Here is a 17806-nt window from a genome sequence, read left to right as displayed (position 1 = left end):
CAATAAGAGGACTAGAGCTTGCAGCAGGAGCAGGATTCATAGTAGCTCTTACAGGAGACATAATGAGAATGCCAGGACTTCCAAAGGTACCAGCAGCGGAGAGAATGGACGTACTTGAGTCTGGAGAGATAGTAGGACTATTCTAGTCTGAAACCACAGATTTAAGACTAAAATACAATGACTGAAGGCGCCTCGAATGAGGCGCCTTTTTCAAACATATATCCTTTTGTAGTTTAAAGTGAAAAAGCAAAAAGTGTTGATAGTTTTGTACATAAAGATTAGAATAGAGTTATAGAGCAAAGATAGGAGAAGCGAAAGACTGGAGGAGTTGCCATTGGAAAAACATATTTCAAGACTACAGTGCAAGGAGACGGACGAACTGTTTGAGGCCATACTGAGCATAGACAACGTGGAAGAGTGTTATAGGTTTTTTGAAGATGTATGCACTATAAAAGAGATAAAGTCCATAACACAGAGGTTTCAAGTGGCCAAGCTTTTGCGGCTTGAAAAGACCTACAATGAAATAGAGGAAGCTACGGGAGCGAGCACTGCCACTATAAGCAGAGTCAACAGAGTGCTCAACTACGGTGAAGACGGATATGGAATAGCGCTTGACAGGCTAGGATATGAGAAGAAGAAAAAATAACCCTTAAAATAAGGGTTATTTTTGTCTTATGGGGACGGATTGGTCTATAATATAGTATAGAAAGAAAAGAGAGAGGAAGATTCAATGAGCTTTTTAGACGGAATGAATGAAAGACAGAGAGAGGCCATACTGAGCACAGAGGGGGCCCTTCTGATACTTGCTGGAGCTGGAAGTGGAAAGACTAGGGTGCTTACGCACAAGATAGCCTATTTGATAGAGGAGAAAAAAATAAGCCCATACAATATCCTGGCGCTTACGTTTACAAACAAGGCAGCAGGTGAGATGAAAGAGAGAATAGCCAAGCTGGTGGACTTAAACATAGAGCATATGTGGGCAGGGACTTTTCACTCGATATGTGTGAGGATACTCAGGCGAGACATAGACAAACTGGGGTATGAGAGAAGCTTTGTCATATTCGACACTCAAGACCAGAAGACGCTTATAAAGGACTGCATAAAGGAGCTTGACTTAAACGAAAAGATGTACGAGGTAGGAGCCACGCTTGGCTTTATAAGCGGGCTTAAGGACAAGCTTGTGACACCGGAGTCCTTTATAAAGAAGCATGAAGGGGATTTCAGGGAGAAGAGCAGAGGTATGATCTACAGTCTCTACCAGAAAAAGCTAAAGGCCAACAACGCGCTTGACTTTGATGACCTTATAGTCAAGGCGATAGAGCTTTTAAAGGAGTACCCTGAGGTTTTAGCCCACTACCAGGAGAGGTTCAAGTACGTGTTGGTGGACGAGTACCAGGACACAAACAGGGCGCAGTACAGCCTTGTAAAGATGATAGCGGACGGACATAAGAATATATGCGTGGTGGGAGATGCCGACCAGTCGATTTACGGCTGGAGAGGCGCTGATATAAGGAATATACTTGACTTTGAGAACGACTACCCGGACGCCAAGCTTATAAAGCTGGAGCAGAACTACAGGTCCACACAGAACATACTGGACGCCGCAAACCACGTTATAAAGAACAACTTCGGCAGAAAGGCCAAGGAGCTCTGGACGGAGAACCACCCTGGAGAGAAGATAGCGGAGTACCAAAGCGACAACGAATACGCAGAAGCCCAGTTTGTGACATCCAAGATAAAAGAGCTTATAGGCGAGGAAGACCTGGACTACAAGGACTTCTCTGTGCTCTACAGGACAAACGCCCAGTCTCGTGTAGTGGAGGAGGCGCTTCTAAAAGAGGGAATACCGTACAAGATAGTCGGAGGGCTTAAGTTCTACGACAGAAAAGAGATAAAAGACATAGTGGCCTATCTAAGGCTTATCCAGAACCCACTAGACAATATAAGCTTAAAGAGGATAATAAACGTACCCAAGAGAGGTATAGGTAAGACCACAGTCGACAAGCTGGAGTCGTACAGCGTAGAGAGAGAGGAGAGCGTATACTCAGCGGTGCTGGAAGCTGAAAGTATTGGACTCTCCAAGCGAGCTGTAGAGAAGCTTGACTCTTTTTCAACTATGATAGGGAAGTTTATAGCTATGAAAGAAATACTGGGGATTAGAGATCTTCTAGAGAATATAATAGACTCCACAAGGTATATAAAAGAGCTTGAAGAAGATGGAGGGATAGAGGCCAGGACCAGGATAGAGAACATAGAGGAATTCGTGTCTGTAGCTGTAAACTACGAAGAGAAAAATCCTGACGGAAAGCTTGAAGACTTTCTTGCGGATATATCACTGCTCTCGGACCTGGACAAGACAGATGAGAACCTGGACAACGCTGTGGTGCTTATGACTATGCACTCAGCCAAAGGCCTGGAGTTCCCTTATGTATTTATAACGGGTATGGAAGAAGGGCTTTTCCCGTCCTACAGGTCGCTCTCTAGTGAGGATAGCTTGGAAGAGGAGAGAAGACTATGCTATGTGGGGATTACAAGGGCTGAAAAAGGGCTTTTCCTGACTCATTCCAAACAGAGGATGCTCTACGGAAAGACTAGCTACAACAGGCCGTCCAGATTTATAAGTGAGATTCCGTCGGAACTGCTGGAGCCGCTAAATGAAAGAAAAGCCGGCGCAAAGGAAAGCGTCAGACTGGACTACAGAAAGCCTGGGGAAAATCTATTTGCTGGAATAGGCGGAGCGCTTGGACTCAAGTCCGAGAGCAAGACAGCCAAGAAGTCCGAGGGAGACAAGAGCGGAATAACGCTTGGCTCTAAGGTCAAGCACGGAAAATGGGGAGTAGGAACTGTTGTGGCGATAAGCGGAGAAGGCGAAAAGAGGCAGGCTACAATAGCCTTTGAAGGAGAAGGCGTGAAGAAGCTTATGATTGAATTTGCGCCGATAGAACTTGTCTAAATGGAGGAAACGATGGAAGATAAAATATTGGAGATGAAGAGTCTGATAGACGAGATAGAGAAGCATAATTACAACTACTACACTATGGACAGCCCGACTATTTCAGACGCCCAGTACGACGCTCTCTACGACAGGCTGGTTATGCTGGAGAAAGAGGCTGGAATAGTTCTTCCGGACTCGCCAACGCAGAGAGTAGGAGGAATCATAGTTGAGAAGTTTGAAAAGCACAGACACCTTTCGAAGCTTCTGAGCCTTGACAAATGTCAGAGCTATGAGGAGCTCAGAAGCTGGGATGCCAGAATCAGAAAGCTCTTAGATGTTTATAACTCTGAAACTGGTTCAGGGCTTGAATACCCGGACTATATACTGGAGTACAAATTTGATGGGCTCACTATAAATCTGACTTATGAAGACGGGAAACTTGTGCAGGCCGCCACTAGGGGAAATGGAGAAGTGGGAGAGGGCATACTTCCGCAGGCGAAGACAATAAGGAATATCCCGCTTTCGATTCCGTACAGAGGAAAGGTGGAGGTTCAAGGAGAAGGCCTTATGCCACTTTCCTCTTTCGAGGAGTACAACAGGACTGCGGACGAGCCTCTTAAAAACGCCAGAAACGGAGTGGCTGGGGCGCTGAGGAATCTAGATCCGGGAGTCACATCGAGGAGGAATCTTGTAGCCTATTTCTACAATGTGAACTATATAGAGGGAAGAGAATTCAGTTCCCAGCTTGAGATGCTGGACTTTCTAAGGGAAAACAGACTTCCGGTGAACGACTATACAAAGAGCCTTAGCTCTGTAGAAGATGTTATAGCAGAGATAGAGAAGGTAAAGAGCGAGATGAGCTCTCTCGACATACTGACGGACGGAATGGTCATAAAAGTGGACGACGTATTCACCAGAAATGTGCTTGGGTTTACGAACAAGTTCCCGAGGTGGGCCGTGGCGTACAAGTTTGAAGCTGAAGAGTACACAACTACGCTTCACTCTATAGATTGGAACGTTGGAAGGTCGGGGAAAGTGACGCCTACCGCAAACCTAGAGCCGGTGGACATAAACGGGATAACTGTAAAGCGAGCGACACTTAACAACTGGGACGATATACAGAGAAAGAGAGTGAAAATAGGGTCTAGAGTCTGGATAAGGCGATCTAACGATGTGATACCTGAGATAATGGGAGCTGTGGACGACGGGCTGGAGCATCCGGAGATAGAGAAGCCTACACACTGCCCTGCATGCCACTCAGAGCTTGTTCAAGACGGAGTCCATATATTCTGCCCGAACTCGCTTTCGTGCAAGCCCCAGCTTGTGTCGAGGCTCGTGCACTTTGCAAGCAGAGACGCCATGAACATAGAGGGCTTTAGTGAAAAGACGGCGGAACAGCTCTTTGAGTCGCTGAATCTTAAGGAGATATCCCAGATATACGAGCTTGAGTACGACGACCTTGTAAAGCTCGAGCGTTTCGGGCCCAAAAAGGCTGAAAATCTTTTGAAATCCATAGAAAAGAGCAAGCAAGTGGAGCTCGCTGCCTTTATATACAGCTTGGGGATTCCGAACGTAGGACAGAAGACTGCTAGAGAATTGGCCACGAAATTCGAAAACCTAGAGGGCGTTATGATGGCCACGGAAGAGGAACTTGTCGGGATACAGGATATAGGGAGCATTGTAGCGGGAAGCGTAATGGAGTTCTTCCATGACGAAACCATACACGAGAGCATAGAAAAGCTTTTGAGCGAAGGGATAAGCATAGTCTACAGCAGGCCGGATTCCGAAGAGAGCATATTCACCGGCAAGACCGTGGTTTTAACAGGCACACTTGAGACGATGGGAAGAAGCGAGCTGAAAAACATAATAGAGGCTTCTAGCGGAAAGGTCTCAGGAAGTGTGAGCAAGAAAACCGACTTTGTGATAGTTGGAGAGAGCCCAGGGTCTAAGTTTGAAAAGGCCAGAGAGCTTGGGATAAGAGTTATAGAAGAAGACGAGCTAAAAGAAATACTAAAATCGAGTTTGGGGGAATAGAGATGGAGATAGGAAAAATACCTAACGAGCTTCTAGAGGAGATAGTCATAAGGAATCTTCACAACAAGAGGGAAGATGTGCTGGTTCATGCCGGAATAGGCAAAGACTGCGCTGTTATAGACTTCGGAGAGTACGGGTGTGTGCTCTCGTCAGACCCTATAACAGGGGCTTCGAACAATATAGGCAGCCTTGCCATACATATCTCGTGCAACGATATCGCTGCGAGCGGAGCGGAGCCTATAGGAGTCATGATGACTATGCTGCTTCCGCCTTCCACTACAGAGGCTGACATAGAGAATATAATGGAAGATGCCGGGAAAGCTTCCAAGGAGCTGAACGTGGAGATAGTAGGAGGCCATACAGAGATAACAGACGCTGTAAACAAGATTGTGCTTATAACGACGGTCGTGGGAAAGCAGAAGAAGAGCGAAGTGCTTAAGAACTCCGAGATAGTGCCGGGAGACTTGGTGGCCATGACCAAGTATGCTGGAATAGAGGGGACTGCAATAATAGCAAGCGACCTAGAGTCGAAACTCGCGGGGGTAGTTTCAAAAGAGCATATAGAAGAGGGAAAAGCCATGACCAAGGACCTGTCGGTACTCAAGGAAGGGCTCCTAGGAGGCAGGATGGGTGCCAAGTACATGCACGACATAACCGAAGGCGGGATACTAGGAGCAATCTGGGAGACAGCTGTGTCCAACGATGTAGGAGTCAGGATATTCGAGGAGCGAATACCTATCAAAGACTCCACGAAGGCCATAGCCAAAGCTGTGAATATAGACCCATTAAGACTTATCTCAAGCGGTTCGATGATAGTTGTGATGGAGAAAGGCGATATGGAGAGGTATGAAGAGAAGCTTCAATCAGAGGGCATAGAACTAAGTGTAATAGGGGAGGTAGTAGACTCTAGAATAACGATTGAGTCGGACGGAGTGGAGAGAGAAATAGAGTCCCCTAAAAGCGACGAAATATATAAAGTTATATAGTCTTTAAAACGTCATAAAACTGTCATAATAAATACAGGATTAACAAAATCACGACTTACGCTGTATTATGGTGTTTGACGAGAGGAGAACTAGAGTGATATAAATATGATAGGGCAATGTGCAGGATCATAAACAAGAAAAACACACAAAAAGAGGAGGGGAAATATGAAAAAGCGAATTTCTGTATTGCTGATGCTAGTCATGCTTTTGACGTCTATAAGTGGGGCGTTTGCGTCAGGGGAAAATTTCAACGCAACGGTAAACGGGACACCGGGAAGCTATTTAAAGGTAAACGTGAACATAGACGGAAAGACTATGTCAGGAGACGTTCCGGCCATAGTCTATGGAACTACTACGATGGTTCCGGCGAGATTTATATCAGAAGGCATTGGAGGAGAGGTCGAATGGCTGCAAAAGACTCAGGAAGTGGTAGTGAGGCTTAAATCCAAAGTAGTATCTGTCAAGCTGGGAAGTAGAGAGGCAGTAGTAGATGGAGTTAAAAAGTACATACCTTCAGATGTGAGTGCTCCGATAGCTATGAATGGAAGGGTTATGATACCCCTTAGGTTTGTATCTGAAAACTTTGGGGCAGAGGTGAAATGGGATGACAAGACTAAAACGGCTACTGTAAAGACCGATAGAGTAGGGACTGATATAACGCCAGGACCTGTAACTCCTAGTCAGACACAGCTAAAAACAGTGGCCAAGCAGACCATAAACGGAAGAGAAGCCATAGTGGTGAGGAACTCTGGGGCAGTTGAATATACTCATATGAGACTTGAAAACCCTACCAGGGTAGTATTGGACATAAAGAACTCTACGCTTTCAGAAGGCGAAAAGACTTATGCTCTCTCTACAGGTGTTGTAGAAAAAGTTAGGACTGGAAATAATTCTGGGGTTTCGAGAGTCGTGTTGGATGTAAAAGAGAATATCAAACTCAGCAGCTACGACATACAGAAGTCAGGAAACGACTTGATTATATACACTGAAGGCAAGCAAGAGGTTTTCTATGAGGTCTATCAGGGAGATGCACATCTAGGCAAATTCAGCACAAAGGACCAAGCTATAGTTGAAGCTAAAAAATGGGCTGATTCAGTCATAGTTTTTGGCGGGACTGTAGTGTGGAAATTTGCAGACAATGTAAATAACGGCGGTGGAAGTGGAAAGACGATAGTCATAGACCCAGGACATGGAGGGTCAGACCCTGGAGCACTGTCGTACTCTAAAAAATACAGAGAGAAGGATCTTGCGCTTTCTGTTGGGCTTAAGCTTGAGCGAGAGCTCAAGGCGAGAGGCTACAACGTCGTAATGACCAGAAGGACAGATATTTACCCTACTCTTTCGGAGAGGTCGCAGATAGCCAACAACGCCAATGCAGACGGCTTTATAAGCATACACTTCAATGCAGCAGCACCTGCGGCTACAGGGCTGGAGACTTTCCTTTACGGAGCTGGAACTGTATCCTATAAAGGGGCTACGGATCTTCAATTTGCGAAGAGCATACATGCTGGGCTGATGGGAGCAACTCCGGGCTCTGTAAACAGAGGGGTGAAGAACGGTGACTTCTCTGTCTTGAGAAACACGAAAGGGCTTGCGGCATTAGTGGAGCTTGGATTTATAACTAATCCAAATGACGAATCAAGGCTTGTAAGCGATGCTTACCATGAGCTCTGTGCAAAAGGTATGGCAAACGGTGTAGATAATTTCTTTAAAAAATAATATAATAAATAGAGTGAGAAAAGAGAGTTAGACTTCTAACTCTCTTTTCTATTTTAAAGCTGGAGGGGTTTCAATGAAAAGACTTATACTTTCAACTGGAAATGTGAATAAGCTTAGGGAGATAAAGGAGATACTCGCGGGGATGGACTTTGAAGTTGTCTCGAAAGATGAGATGGGGTACTCGGACATAGAGGTTGAGGAGACCGAGAGCGATCTATCGGGAAATGCCATTAAAAAGGCCAAGGCAATCTGGGAGCAGACAGGTGAAATAGTTATGGCTGACGACACGGGGCTATTTGTGGATGCGCTTGGAGGAGAGCCTGGAGTTTACTCGGCCAGATACGCCGGTGAAAACTCCGACGATTCCCAAAATAGGGCGAAGCTGCTCGGGAAACTTGAGGGCAAAAGCGACAGACGCGCCAAATTTATAACTTCAATAGCACTAGTGCTGTGTGACGGAAGCGTTGAGGTGATAGAAGGAGAGTGCGGTGGAAAGATAGCTGAAGCGGAGAGAGGGTCTAGAGGCTTTGGATACGACAGCGTATTTATTCCTGAAGGCTATGACGCCACATTTGCAGAGCTGTCTTCAGATGTGAAAAACAGCATAAGTCATAGGGCTAGGGCCATTGAAAAGCTGAAAGAGAGACTAGAGGAGATTTAGAAGCTATGAAGATACTTGTGGTGAGCGACACCCATGGAAGTATAGGGAATGTAATAGAGCACTTGGAAAAAGACAGAAGCTACGAGATGGTTATCCACCTTGGAGACAACACTGAAGACGGCAAAGCCATATCAGCTCTGACTGGCATTGAAACTCTGATTGTAAAGGGAAACTGTGACTATAAGGATGATACAAGCCCAGAGGAAATTTTTGTCGAGCTGGAAGGTGTAAAGCTGTTTGCAACTCATGGACATAAGTATGGAGTCAAAAGAGATATTGCGAATATATTCTACAGAGGAAAAGAGCTTGAAGCCGATATTGTAGTCTTTGGACATACCCATATTTCGCTTTCCATAGAGCACGAGAAGCTCCATGTTTTCAATCCGGGAAGCTCGTCGGAGCCTAGGCTTGGAATGAAGCCGTCTATGGGGATATTGGAGCTGAAAGATGGGGCGCTAGAAAAAAAGATAATAGAATTATAAAAAAGCTATTGACGATTATATGGATATAGGATATAATCTATAAATGTTGGCGGGTTAAGAAATACGCCATACAAAAATGTGGTGGGTGTGGCACAGTTGGTTAGCGCGCCAGATTGTGGCTCTGGAGGTCGTGGGTTCGAATCCCATCATCCACCCCATAAAAAGAATAATCATGATCCATTAGCTCAGTCGGTATAAGTAGAGAACCGAAATCTCTGATTTCGAGTGAATCACTTAGTCCGTAATGGCAGGGTAGACTGAAATAGAAAACTCTGATACTGTAAGCAAAATGAAATATCGAGATCCATTAGCTCAGTCGGTAGAGCACCTGACTTTTAATCAGGGTGTCCCGCGTTCGAGTCGCGGATGGATCACCACTTGCGGAAGTGGCGGAATTGGCAGACGCGCTAGACTTAGGATCTAGTGTCAAACGACGTGGGGGTTCAAGTCCTCTCTTCCGCACCATAAGAAAAACTCTAGATCGATGATCTAGAGTTTTTTAGCGTTCCCAGTATAGGTTCTTGTAGCCTTCGACCTGGAGGCTGGAGTTTATAAGGTACCTGTGCTGCACAAGTTCAAGCATAGGGCCGTCTGCGCTGAGCGAGTCGGAATACCCGAAGCTTTCCTCGTAGTCGATCTCCCATTCGTTCGCAATAAGCCAGGCCTTTATTCTACGCACTTTTTCGTCGTGCTTGCAGTTCTCGCCGTCGATAACGCCGTTTTCGTCGACTGTGGTACCGATTATCTTGTCTACAGGCAATACCTCTGGAAAGTATTTAAGGTATCTCTCTGGTGAGGCTGAAACAAGAGCTACAATACAACCTTGCTCGTGCTTTAGCTTTATTTCTGCAATTCCCGCCCTGAAGCTCTTTTTCTTCAGCAGCAGCTCTTGAGCAAAATACCTGAGCTCTTCTTCGCTCAAGTATCTGAAAGAGAAGAAAACTCCTTCTTTCAAAATCCTGATATCGTTGGCTCCCTTGAATAAATAGACTATGACTACAGACAGCAGCTTGAGCATAGAGGGGATTATAGATATGGGGTGTTTCTTCCAAGTGTAGAACAAGAGGTCGTACATCGAATCCCTTTCGAGTATTGTCTTGTCTACGTCGAAAAACGCAAATCTCTGTTTCAAATTTAAGCACTCCTTTCTAATTAGTCTTATACAGATAGAGTATATCAGAGGAGCGGATAGAGTTCATCAAAAAACTTTTAAAAAGTTTATGAAAAGCTATTGACTTTAAATCTAGATGTGGTAAAATAATAATTGTTCGAAAGAGCGAAACACGCCAGCGGAAGTGGCGGAATTGGCAGACGCGCTAGACTTAGGATCTAGTGTCAAACGACGTGGGGGTTCAAGTCCTCTCTTCCGCACCAGACTAGAGCTTCAAACTTAAGGTTTGAAGCTCTTTTGTTTTTTAGAGCGTGCCCTAAAAGTACCTAAAAAGTTTTTTAAAAAAACTTTCAAAAAGTATTGACTTTATATTCAGATGTGGTAAAATAGTAATTGTTCGAAAGAACAATATACGTGCCAGCGGAAGTGGCGGAATTGGCAGACGCGCTAGACTTAGGATCTAGTGTCAAACGACGTGGGGGTTCAAGTCCTCTCTTCCGCACCAAGATAAGAAATGCCAGTGGTTTCTAAAAAATCCATTGGCATTTTTTTTATAGAAAAGTCACAAATGCCCAAAACAAGAGCGCAAGACGTTGTTGGACAGTGGGAAAAACTATGATATAATGTATTAGTTGAATTAACAGTAGAAAATGACTAGCAGTCTTAGACAAGGCTTGTTTATAAAATAGGGAGGTATAACAATGAGTTCAGTAGTTGAAAAAAAGGAAAACAATCAGGTAACACTTAAGATAGAAGTGGCTCCAGATGTATTTGAGAAAGCGGTTAACGAAGCATACAACAAAAACAAGAAGAGATTCAATATACCAGGATTCAGAAAGGGAAAAGCTCCTAGAAAGATAATAGAGCTAAACTACGGAGTAGGAGTTTTCTATGAAGACGCTATAAACTCAGTTTTCCCAGAAGTATACGGAGAAGCTGTAAAAGAGCACAACCTAGATCCAGTAGATAGACCGTCTCTAGACGTTGAAGATATAGAGAAAGGAAAGCCAGTGGTCTTTTTAGTTGAAGTAACTGTAAAGCCTGAAGTAGAGCTTGGCGAGTACAAGGGAATAGAAGTAGAAAAGGTAGAGTACAGCATAGAGGACGAAGCTATAGAGAACGAGCTTAAGAGAATACAGGACGTGAACTCTAGACTTGTAGCAGTTGAGAGAGAAGTCAAAGAAGGCGACGTTATAACTCTAGACTACGCTGGATTCCTTGGAGAAGAGCAGTTTGAAGGCGGAACAGCTGAAAACCAAACTCTGGAGATAGGATCAGGAAGCTTTATACCAGGATTTGAAGAGCAACTTGTAGGGAAAAGCGCAGGAGAAGAAGTCAAGGTAGAAGTTACTTTCCCTGAAGAGTACCACTCAGCAGAGCTTGCAGGAAAAGCAGCTGTATTCAACGTAAAAGTGCACGAAGTAAAGGAAAAAGAAGTTCCAGCACTAGACGACGAGCTTGCTAAAGACGTAAGTGAATTCGACACTCTAGAAGAGCTTAAAGCTGACATAAAGAAGAAGCTAGAAGAGCAGAAGTCGGAAGAAGCTAAGATGGAAATAGAAGACAAGATAATAGACAAGATATCTGAGAACAGCAAGGTAGATATACCAGAGGCTATGATAGAGAACCAGATAGACAGCAGCATAAACGACTTCTCTTACAGACTTAGATACCAAGGTCTTGACCTAGGAAAATACCTAGAGCTTACTAACACTAGCATGGAAGACTTCAGAGCTCAGTTTAGAGAAAACGCTGAGAGATTCGTAAAGGGAGATCTTATACTTGACGCCATAGGCAAGAGCGAGACTTTCGAGGTAAGCGAAGAGGAGCTTTCAGAGGAACTAGAGAAGCTTGCTAAGCAGTACGGACAGGAACTAGACAAGCTGAAGTCTACACTAGACGAGAATGACATAGACTATATAAAAGGCGGAGTAGTGAAGAGAAAGACTATAGACTTCTTAGTTGAGAACGCCAAATTAGTTTAAGAGTTTAAATACGGGAGGCGATTGGAATGGCTTTAGTACCAATGGTTGTTGAACAGACAAATAGAGGGGAAAGGTCTTACGATATATACTCTAGACTTCTGAAAGAGAGAATAATCTTTATAAGCGATGAGATAAACGACGTAACGGCTAGCCTAGTGGTTGCGCAACTGCTGTTCTTGGAGTCTGAAGACCCTGACAAGGATATACAGATATATATAAACAGTCCAGGTGGATCTATAACTTCTGGATTTGCAATATACGACACCATGCAGTATATAAAGCCTGACGTATCTACTATATGTGTTGGGATGGCAGCGAGCATGGGAGCTTTCCTGCTGGCAGCCGGGGCGAAGGGTAAGAGGTATGCCCTTCCCAATGCAGAAGTCATGATACATCAGCCGCTTGGGGGAACAAGAGGTCAGGCAGAGGATATCAGAATTCACGCCGAGAGAATCATAGAGATGAGATCAAAACTGAATGAAATTCTCAGCGAGAGAACAGGTCAACCTCTAGAAGTTATAGAAAGAGACACAGATAGAGATAATTTTATGACGGCAGACAGAGCCAAGGCTTATGGGTTGATAGACGAGGTTATCGCTTCGAGAAAATAACACTTAAATGGGGTGTAGTAATGCCAAAGACAGATGAAAAAAAGCTGAAATGCTCATTTTGTGGGAAGAATCAAGACCAGGTAAAGAGACTTGTGGCGGGACCTAATGTCTATATCTGTGACGAGTGTATAGAGCTTTGTCAGGAGATAGTGGAAGATGAGCTGGATACGTTTGTAGAAATGGATATGACAGAGCTTCCTAAGCCTTCAGAGATAAAATCTATATTAGATGAGTATGTGGTGCAGCAGGACAAGGCTAAGAGAGCACTTGCCGTAGCTGTCTACAACCATTACAAGAGGATAAACAAGAAGTCTATAGACAGTGATGTAGAGCTTCAAAAGAGCAATATAATGATGGCAGGACCAACGGGGTCTGGAAAGACATTGCTTGCGCAGACACTTGCCAAGATACTGAACGTTCCGTTCGCCATAGCGGACGCAACTTCACTTACAGAGGCTGGATACGTTGGAGAGGACGTAGAGAACATACTCCTAAAGCTTATACAGGCGGCTGACTACGATATAGACAGAGCTGAAAAAGGTATAATCTATATAGACGAGATAGACAAGATAGCCAGAAAGTCTGAGAATCCGTCTATAACTAGAGACGTCTCAGGAGAGGGAGTGCAGCAGGCGCTACTCAAGATACTTGAGGGGACAGTTGCAAGTGTTCCACCTCAAGGTGGAAGAAAGCATCCACATCAGGAGTTTATACAGATAGATACAAGCAACGTGCTGTTTATAGTTGGAGGAGCTTTCGACGGAGTGGAGAGCATAATCCAGAACAGAATAGGCAAGAAATCCATGGGATTTGGAGCCAGCATAGAGAGCAAGACCAGCATGGACAAGGGAAAGCTTCTCGAGCAGCTTAGGCCAGAAGACCTTCTCAAGTTCGGGCTAATACCGGAGTTTATCGGAAGACTTCCGGTTATGGTCACTCTAAGCCAGCTTGACAAGGATTCGCTTATAGATATACTCACAAAGCCTAAGAACGCTCTTGTGAAGCAGTATATGGAGCTGTTCGCTATAGACGGAGTAGAGCTGGAGATAGAAGACGAAGCGCTAGAGGCTATAGCCGAGAAGGCGATAGAGAGAAATACAGGGGCCAGAGGCCTTAGAGGGATAATAGAAGAGGTTATGCTAGACATAATGTATGAAATACCTTCTAGAGAAGATATAGAGAAGTGTATCATAACAAAAGATACAGTTATAAACGGAAGTGAGCCTAAACTCATCTTAAAAGATAAGGGTGATGAAAACTCAGCTTCTTAAAAAGTCTACATTCTGTAGACTTTTTGTTTTTTCACTAGCTGTTTTTTGCAAACTCTAATGGTATAATGAATTCAACTCTACAGATAAATACAGAATATAGTATAGGTAGCATAAAAAGTTGCATAAGGAGGAGAAAACATGGACAACAGAGATTTGAAAGTCCTGCCATATATTCCGCTCAGGGGGCTGTCTGTATTCCCGCACATGGTGCTTCACTTTGACGTGGGAAGGGACAAGTCGATAGAGGCGCTAGAAGCCGCGATGGCAGAGGACTCTATAATATTCTTGAGCTCTCAGAAATCAGCTGAAACGGAAAACCCGGGTCAAGATGATTTCTATCATATAGGAACGATATGCAAGATAAAGCAGATGCTCAAGCTTCCAGGAGACGTAGTGAGGGTGCTTGTGGAGGGAATAAACAGAGGAGAGATAGTGAACTTCATAGAAGATGAAAAAGACTATCTCCAGGTTGAAATAAAGGACCATGCCGAAAGCGAGAAAGTGAAGAAGACTTTCGAGATGGAAGCTCTTATGAGGATGATAATGGACTCTTTTGAGGAGTATATCCACTCTGGAAGCAAGATATCTCCAGAAGTGCTACTCAATCTCTCAGACATAAAAGAGCCTGGCAGGTTTGCAGACACGATAGCTTCGTATCTGCCGGTGGCGATAGATGAAAAGCAGCTTATAATCGACAAGATAGAGCCTAAAGACAGGCTTGAACTGATACAGGACATACTTGAAAAAGAGCTTGAAATCATAAAGATAGAAGAGCGAATAAGCAGAAGAGTGAAGAAACAGATAAACAAGGTTCAGAAAGAGTACTACCTTAGAGAGCAGGTAAAGGCCATACAGAAAGAGCTTGGCGAAGGCGAGATGGAAGAGACTGACGAGATCAGAGGTTACAGAGCCAAGATGGACGAGATGGAGCTGCCTGAAGAAGTGGTTGAAAAGCTGAACAAGGAGCTGGACAAGCTTGCGAGAATGAGCTCTTCTTCAGCTGAATCTGGCGTAGTCAGAAACTATGTGGAGTGGATACTTGACCTGCCTTGGGACAAGGAAACCGAAGATTCTATAGATATAAAGAAATCCAGGGTGATACTGGATGAAGATCACTATGGACTAAAGGATGTAAAAGAGAGAATACTGGAGTATCTAGCGGTGAGAAAGCTTACGGACTCGCTTAAAGGGCCTATCCTCTGCCTTGTAGGACCTCCTGGTGTTGGAAAGACTTCTATAGCCAAGTCTGTAGCCAGAGCCATAAATAGGGAATTCGTCAGAATGTCCTTAGGTGGAGTCAGAGACGAAGCTGAGATAAGAGGTCATAGAAGGACTTACGTAGGGTCTATACCTGGAAGGATAATATCGTCTATGAAGAAAGTAGGGCAGAAAAACCCTGTATTCCTATTGGACGAGATAGACAAGCTGAGCGGAGACTTCAGAGGAGATCCTGCATCGGCGCTTCTTGAAGTGCTGGACCCTGAGCAGAACTCCACTTTCACAGACCACTACTTGGAGCTTCCGTTCGACCTTTCAAAGGTGATGTTTATAACTACAGCCAACTCCTTGAACACTATACCTGGTCCGCTTTTAGACAGGATGGAGATAATAAGGATAGCCGGATATACAGAGGACGAAAAACTCAGCATAGCCAAGAAGTACCTACTGCCTAAGCAGATGAAAGAGCATGGACTTGGCAAGTCTAAGCTTCAGATTTCGGAGAACACGCTTCGTGAAATAGTCAAGAGCTATACAAGAGAGGCAGGAGTCAGAAATCTCGAGAGAGAGATAGCCAATATATGCAGAAAAGCTGGAAAGAAGATAGTCGAAGACAGAGTAAAGACTGTAAGAATCAACTCTGGAAACCTTAAAAACTATCTGGGAAATGCCAAGTACAGATTCGACTCTGTAGAGGAGCAGAACCAAGTGGGGCTTGTGAGAGGACTTGCTTGGACAGCTGTAGGAGGGGACACTCTCTCTATAGAGGTCAATATAATGCACGGTACAGGCAAAGTGCAACTTACAGGAAAGCTTGGCGATGTGATGAAGGAGTCTGCGATGACCGGTATAAGCTATATAAGGTCTAGAGCGGACGAACTCAAGGTAGACCCTAATTTCTACAAGGAAAAAGACGTGCACATCCACGTTCCGGAAGGGGCTATTCCTAAAGATGGACCTTCGGCTGGCATAACTATGGCCACGGCTGTCATATCGGCGCTTACAGACACTAAAGTGGACAGGCAAGTGGCTATGACAGGAGAGATAACTCTCAGGGGCATGGTGCTTCCGGTAGGAGGCATAAAAGAGAAGGTGCTGGCTGCATACAGGGCAGGCGTGAAGAAGATAATACTCCCTTGGGACAACAAGAGGGACATGGAAGAAGTCTCTGAAAAAGTGAAAAAAGAGATAGAGTTCGTATTTGTGAAAAATATAAGTGAGGTACTGCCTCATGTGCTTATAGTGGAAGATAAGGAAGATAGCTATGAAAATTAAAAGTGCGGAGCTGCTCATAACGGCTGGAAGGCCAGATCAGTATCCAGAAGAGGGGAAATTCGAGGTGGCCTTTGCAGGCAGATCAAATGTAGGCAAGTCATCTCTTATAAACTCTCTCATAAACAGAAAGAGTTTGGCCAGGACAAGTGGACAGCCGGGGAAGACACAGACCATCAATTTCTATGAGATAAACAAAGAGATAAGGATAGTCGACCTTCCGGGATATGGATATGCAAGGGTTTCCAAGACATCTAGAGAGAAATGGGCCAAGATGATAGAGGCCTACTTTAAAGTTAGAAAGAGTCTTGTAGAGGTCATACTGCTTGTGGACATAAGACACGAGCCTGGAGAACACGACAAGATGATGTACGACTGGATAAAGAGCTGTGGCTTCAACGGAATCATAATAGCCACGAAGGCAGACAAGATATCAAGGGGAAACTGGCTTAAGCATATAAATATAATAGCCAACAAGCTTGGCGTTGAGAACAAGGAGTTTATAATACCTTACTCAGCCAGCAAGCACACAAACAGAGACAAGGTCTGGGAGACTATAAATGAGCTTGTGGAGATAAACGAGGAGTACAGAAATTCTTCAGAGTTTCAGGATATAGAGCTAGAAGAGGATATAGAGGAATAGAAGTGAAAAAGCTTGCAGAAAATTCTGCAAGCTTTTTTATGGTTTATTGTTTTTCGAAGTTGCTCTTGTCAACACCGCATATAGGGCAAACCCAATCATCAGGGATATCTTCAAAAGCAGTGCCTGGTGCTATACCTCCGTCTGGATCTCCCTCTTCGGGGTCATATATGTATCCGCAAGGGATGCAAACATACTTGTCCATAAAAACACTCCTCTCATATAGAATTAATGGTAAATTGTCTTACAGGTAGAATTATACCCAAAAAAATTTTCAATAAACAAGATAAAAAATGATGTTTAATTCACCCCTTTTTATGATAAAATATACTCGTTAAATCGGGATTGACTAGAGCTAAGAGGCTAAATTTTACGAAAATGAAATGTGTTTTGAGAGCTATTTTGGGTTTATGAATTCTAGTATGTGGGTATTATAAGACTAAGAAGAAAATAGAAATTGAGGATGGGGTAGCCATGTTGAAATATGAAAAGATACTTAAAATAAAGAGTGATTTAGATGACGTCAAGAATAATCTTGAAGATATAGTCGAGCAGCTAAACAAGTTGCTAAAAAATGAAGACCTTATGTTTGACCTAAGACTTATACTCAACGAACTAGTGGTAAATGGTGTTATACACGGAAACAAGCTGGATGAAAACAAGAAAGTTGAGCTGAGGGTCTTGATAGAAGACAACAATATACAGATAAAGGTCATGGACGAAGGTCATGGGTTCGAGTACGACAGGGACTCTTACGACCCGCTCGACATGAAGTCTTCGGGGAGAGGGCTTTTCATAGTGGACGGTCTGAGCGATGAACTCAGCATATCAGACGAAGGCGTTTCTGTAGTTAAATATCTATCGTAGACAGAGGACATCAA

At 44.1% G+C, this 17806-nt stretch carries 16 protein-coding genes and 5 tRNA genes; 19 read left to right on the top strand and 2 right to left on the bottom strand.

Going from position 1 to position 17806, the window contains the following annotated elements:
- The 11 genes from EUAN_RS12255 to EUAN_RS09075 all read left to right on the top strand — a co-directional run.
- The coding region (locus EUAN_RS12255) for a formate--tetrahydrofolate ligase (protein WP_143000717.1) at positions 1-146 on the top strand (146 nt) is incomplete at its 5' end.
- Between the two features lie 188 nt (positions 147-334).
- Complete coding sequence (locus EUAN_RS09120; protein ID WP_071063895.1) at positions 335-646, top strand: YerC/YecD family TrpR-related protein; 312 nt, start codon at positions 335-337, stop codon at positions 644-646.
- Between the two features lie 84 nt (positions 647-730).
- Entirely contained in the window at positions 731-2953 is a 2223-nt protein-coding gene (gene pcrA / locus EUAN_RS09115) for a DNA helicase PcrA (RefSeq protein ID WP_071063893.1), read from the top strand.
- A 12-nt stretch (positions 2954-2965) separates the two neighbouring features.
- Positions 2966-4969, top strand: a complete 2004-nt coding sequence (gene ligA, locus EUAN_RS09110) for an NAD-dependent DNA ligase LigA (protein WP_071063892.1) — start codon at positions 2966-2968, stop codon at positions 4967-4969.
- A gap of 2 nt (positions 4970-4971) precedes the next feature.
- Positions 4972-5955, top strand: coding sequence for an AIR synthase family protein (locus tag EUAN_RS09105; protein WP_071063890.1), 984 nt, complete (start codon positions 4972-4974; stop codon positions 5953-5955).
- A gap of 165 nt (positions 5956-6120) precedes the next feature.
- Positions 6121-7674: an N-acetylmuramoyl-L-alanine amidase family protein gene (locus tag EUAN_RS09100; protein ID WP_071063888.1), complete on the top strand. Its 1554-nt coding sequence runs from the start codon at positions 6121-6123 to the stop codon at positions 7672-7674.
- A gap of 73 nt (positions 7675-7747) precedes the next feature.
- Positions 7748-8335, top strand: coding sequence for an RdgB/HAM1 family non-canonical purine NTP pyrophosphatase (gene rdgB, locus EUAN_RS09095; RefSeq protein ID WP_071063886.1), 588 nt, complete (start codon positions 7748-7750; stop codon positions 8333-8335).
- A gap of 5 nt (positions 8336-8340) precedes the next feature.
- The gene (locus EUAN_RS09090) at positions 8341-8817 is read left to right on the top strand and encodes a metallophosphoesterase family protein (protein ID WP_071063884.1); all 477 of its coding nucleotides are present in this window, start codon (positions 8341-8343) and stop codon (positions 8815-8817) included.
- A gap of 81 nt (positions 8818-8898) precedes the next feature.
- Positions 8899-8975 (top strand) — tRNA-His (locus tag EUAN_RS09085).
- A gap of 143 nt (positions 8976-9118) precedes the next feature.
- A tRNA-Lys gene (locus EUAN_RS09080) sits at positions 9119-9194 on the top strand.
- A 3-nt stretch (positions 9195-9197) separates the two neighbouring features.
- Positions 9198-9282: transfer RNA gene (locus EUAN_RS09075), tRNA-Leu, on the top strand.
- Positions 9283-9316: 34 nt separating this feature from the next.
- Here EUAN_RS09075 and EUAN_RS09070 read toward each other — a convergent pair.
- Positions 9317-9949, bottom strand: a complete 633-nt coding sequence (locus EUAN_RS09070; protein ID WP_071063882.1) for an HAD family hydrolase — start codon at positions 9947-9949, stop codon at positions 9317-9319.
- A gap of 157 nt (positions 9950-10106) precedes the next feature.
- Between EUAN_RS09070 and EUAN_RS09065 the strand changes: the two genes are divergently transcribed.
- The 7 genes from EUAN_RS09065 (at position 10107) to yihA (ending at position 16928) form a co-directional block, all read left to right on the top strand.
- Positions 10107-10191 (top strand) — tRNA-Leu (locus EUAN_RS09065).
- Positions 10192-10348: 157 nt separating this feature from the next.
- Positions 10349-10433 (top strand) — tRNA-Leu (locus tag EUAN_RS09060).
- A 196-nt stretch (positions 10434-10629) separates the two neighbouring features.
- Positions 10630-11913, top strand: a complete 1284-nt coding sequence (gene tig / locus EUAN_RS09055; protein ID WP_071063880.1) for a trigger factor — start codon at positions 10630-10632, stop codon at positions 11911-11913.
- Positions 11914-11939: 26 nt separating this feature from the next.
- Positions 11940-12524 (top strand): ATP-dependent Clp endopeptidase proteolytic subunit ClpP, encoded by a 585-nt coding sequence (gene clpP / locus EUAN_RS09050; protein WP_071063878.1) that lies wholly within the window; start codon positions 11940-11942, stop codon positions 12522-12524.
- Between the two features lie 20 nt (positions 12525-12544).
- Complete coding sequence (clpX, locus tag EUAN_RS09045; RefSeq protein WP_071063876.1) at positions 12545-13795, top strand: ATP-dependent Clp protease ATP-binding subunit ClpX; 1251 nt, start codon at positions 12545-12547, stop codon at positions 13793-13795.
- Positions 13796-13933: 138 nt separating this feature from the next.
- Positions 13934-16288, top strand: coding sequence for an endopeptidase La (gene lon / locus EUAN_RS09040; protein WP_071063874.1), 2355 nt, complete (start codon positions 13934-13936; stop codon positions 16286-16288).
- Positions 16278-16928 carry a ribosome biogenesis GTP-binding protein YihA/YsxC gene (gene yihA, locus EUAN_RS09035; protein WP_071063872.1) on the top strand — a complete coding sequence of 217 codons (651 nt, stop codon included), beginning with the start codon at positions 16278-16280 and terminating at the stop codon, positions 16926-16928. The genes lon and yihA overlap by 11 nt, the downstream gene beginning before the upstream one ends.
- A gap of 43 nt (positions 16929-16971) precedes the next feature.
- Here yihA and rd read toward each other — a convergent pair whose 3' ends face one another.
- Entirely contained in the window at positions 16972-17130 is a 159-nt protein-coding gene (gene rd, locus EUAN_RS09030; protein ID WP_071063869.1) for a rubredoxin, read from the bottom strand.
- A gap of 269 nt (positions 17131-17399) precedes the next feature.
- Here rd and EUAN_RS09025 point away from each other — a divergent pair, with 269 nt between their 5' ends.
- Positions 17400-17792, top strand: coding sequence for an ATP-binding protein (locus EUAN_RS09025; RefSeq protein ID WP_071063866.1), 393 nt, complete (start codon positions 17400-17402; stop codon positions 17790-17792).
- The last annotated feature ends 14 nt before the right edge of the window (positions 17793-17806 follow it).

Source organism: Andreesenia angusta, assembly GCF_001855385.1.
GTDB classification, from domain to species: Bacteria; Bacillota; Clostridia; order Tissierellales; family Gottschalkiaceae; genus Andreesenia; species Andreesenia angusta.
This window is presented reverse-complemented; position numbering and strand designations above follow the sequence as displayed.

Coding starts and splice junctions, on each gene's coding strand:
- lon (WP_071063874.1), top strand. CDS start 13,934: ATGGACAACAGAGATTTGAAAGTCCTGCCATATATTCCGCTCAGGGGG.
- pcrA (WP_071063893.1), top strand. CDS start 731: ATGAGCTTTTTAGACGGAATGAATGAAAGACAGAGAGAGGCCATACTG.
- ligA (WP_071063892.1), top strand. CDS start 2,966: ATGGAAGATAAAATATTGGAGATGAAGAGTCTGATAGACGAGATAGAG.
- rd (WP_071063869.1), bottom strand. CDS start 17,130: ATGGACAAGTATGTTTGCATCCCTTGCGGATACATATATGACCCCGAA.
- EUAN_RS09025 (WP_071063866.1), top strand. CDS start 17,400: ATGTTGAAATATGAAAAGATACTTAAAATAAAGAGTGATTTAGATGAC.
- clpP (WP_071063878.1), top strand. CDS start 11,940: ATGGCTTTAGTACCAATGGTTGTTGAACAGACAAATAGAGGGGAAAGG.
- EUAN_RS09090 (WP_071063884.1), top strand. CDS start 8,341: ATGAAGATACTTGTGGTGAGCGACACCCATGGAAGTATAGGGAATGTA.
- EUAN_RS09100 (WP_071063888.1), top strand. CDS start 6,121: ATGAAAAAGCGAATTTCTGTATTGCTGATGCTAGTCATGCTTTTGACG.
- clpX (WP_071063876.1), top strand. CDS start 12,545: ATGCCAAAGACAGATGAAAAAAAGCTGAAATGCTCATTTTGTGGGAAG.
- tig (WP_071063880.1), top strand. CDS start 10,630: ATGAGTTCAGTAGTTGAAAAAAAGGAAAACAATCAGGTAACACTTAAG.
- yihA (WP_071063872.1), top strand. CDS start 16,278: ATGAAAATTAAAAGTGCGGAGCTGCTCATAACGGCTGGAAGGCCAGAT.
- EUAN_RS09105 (WP_071063890.1), top strand. CDS start 4,972: ATGGAGATAGGAAAAATACCTAACGAGCTTCTAGAGGAGATAGTCATA.
- rdgB (WP_071063886.1), top strand. CDS start 7,748: ATGAAAAGACTTATACTTTCAACTGGAAATGTGAATAAGCTTAGGGAG.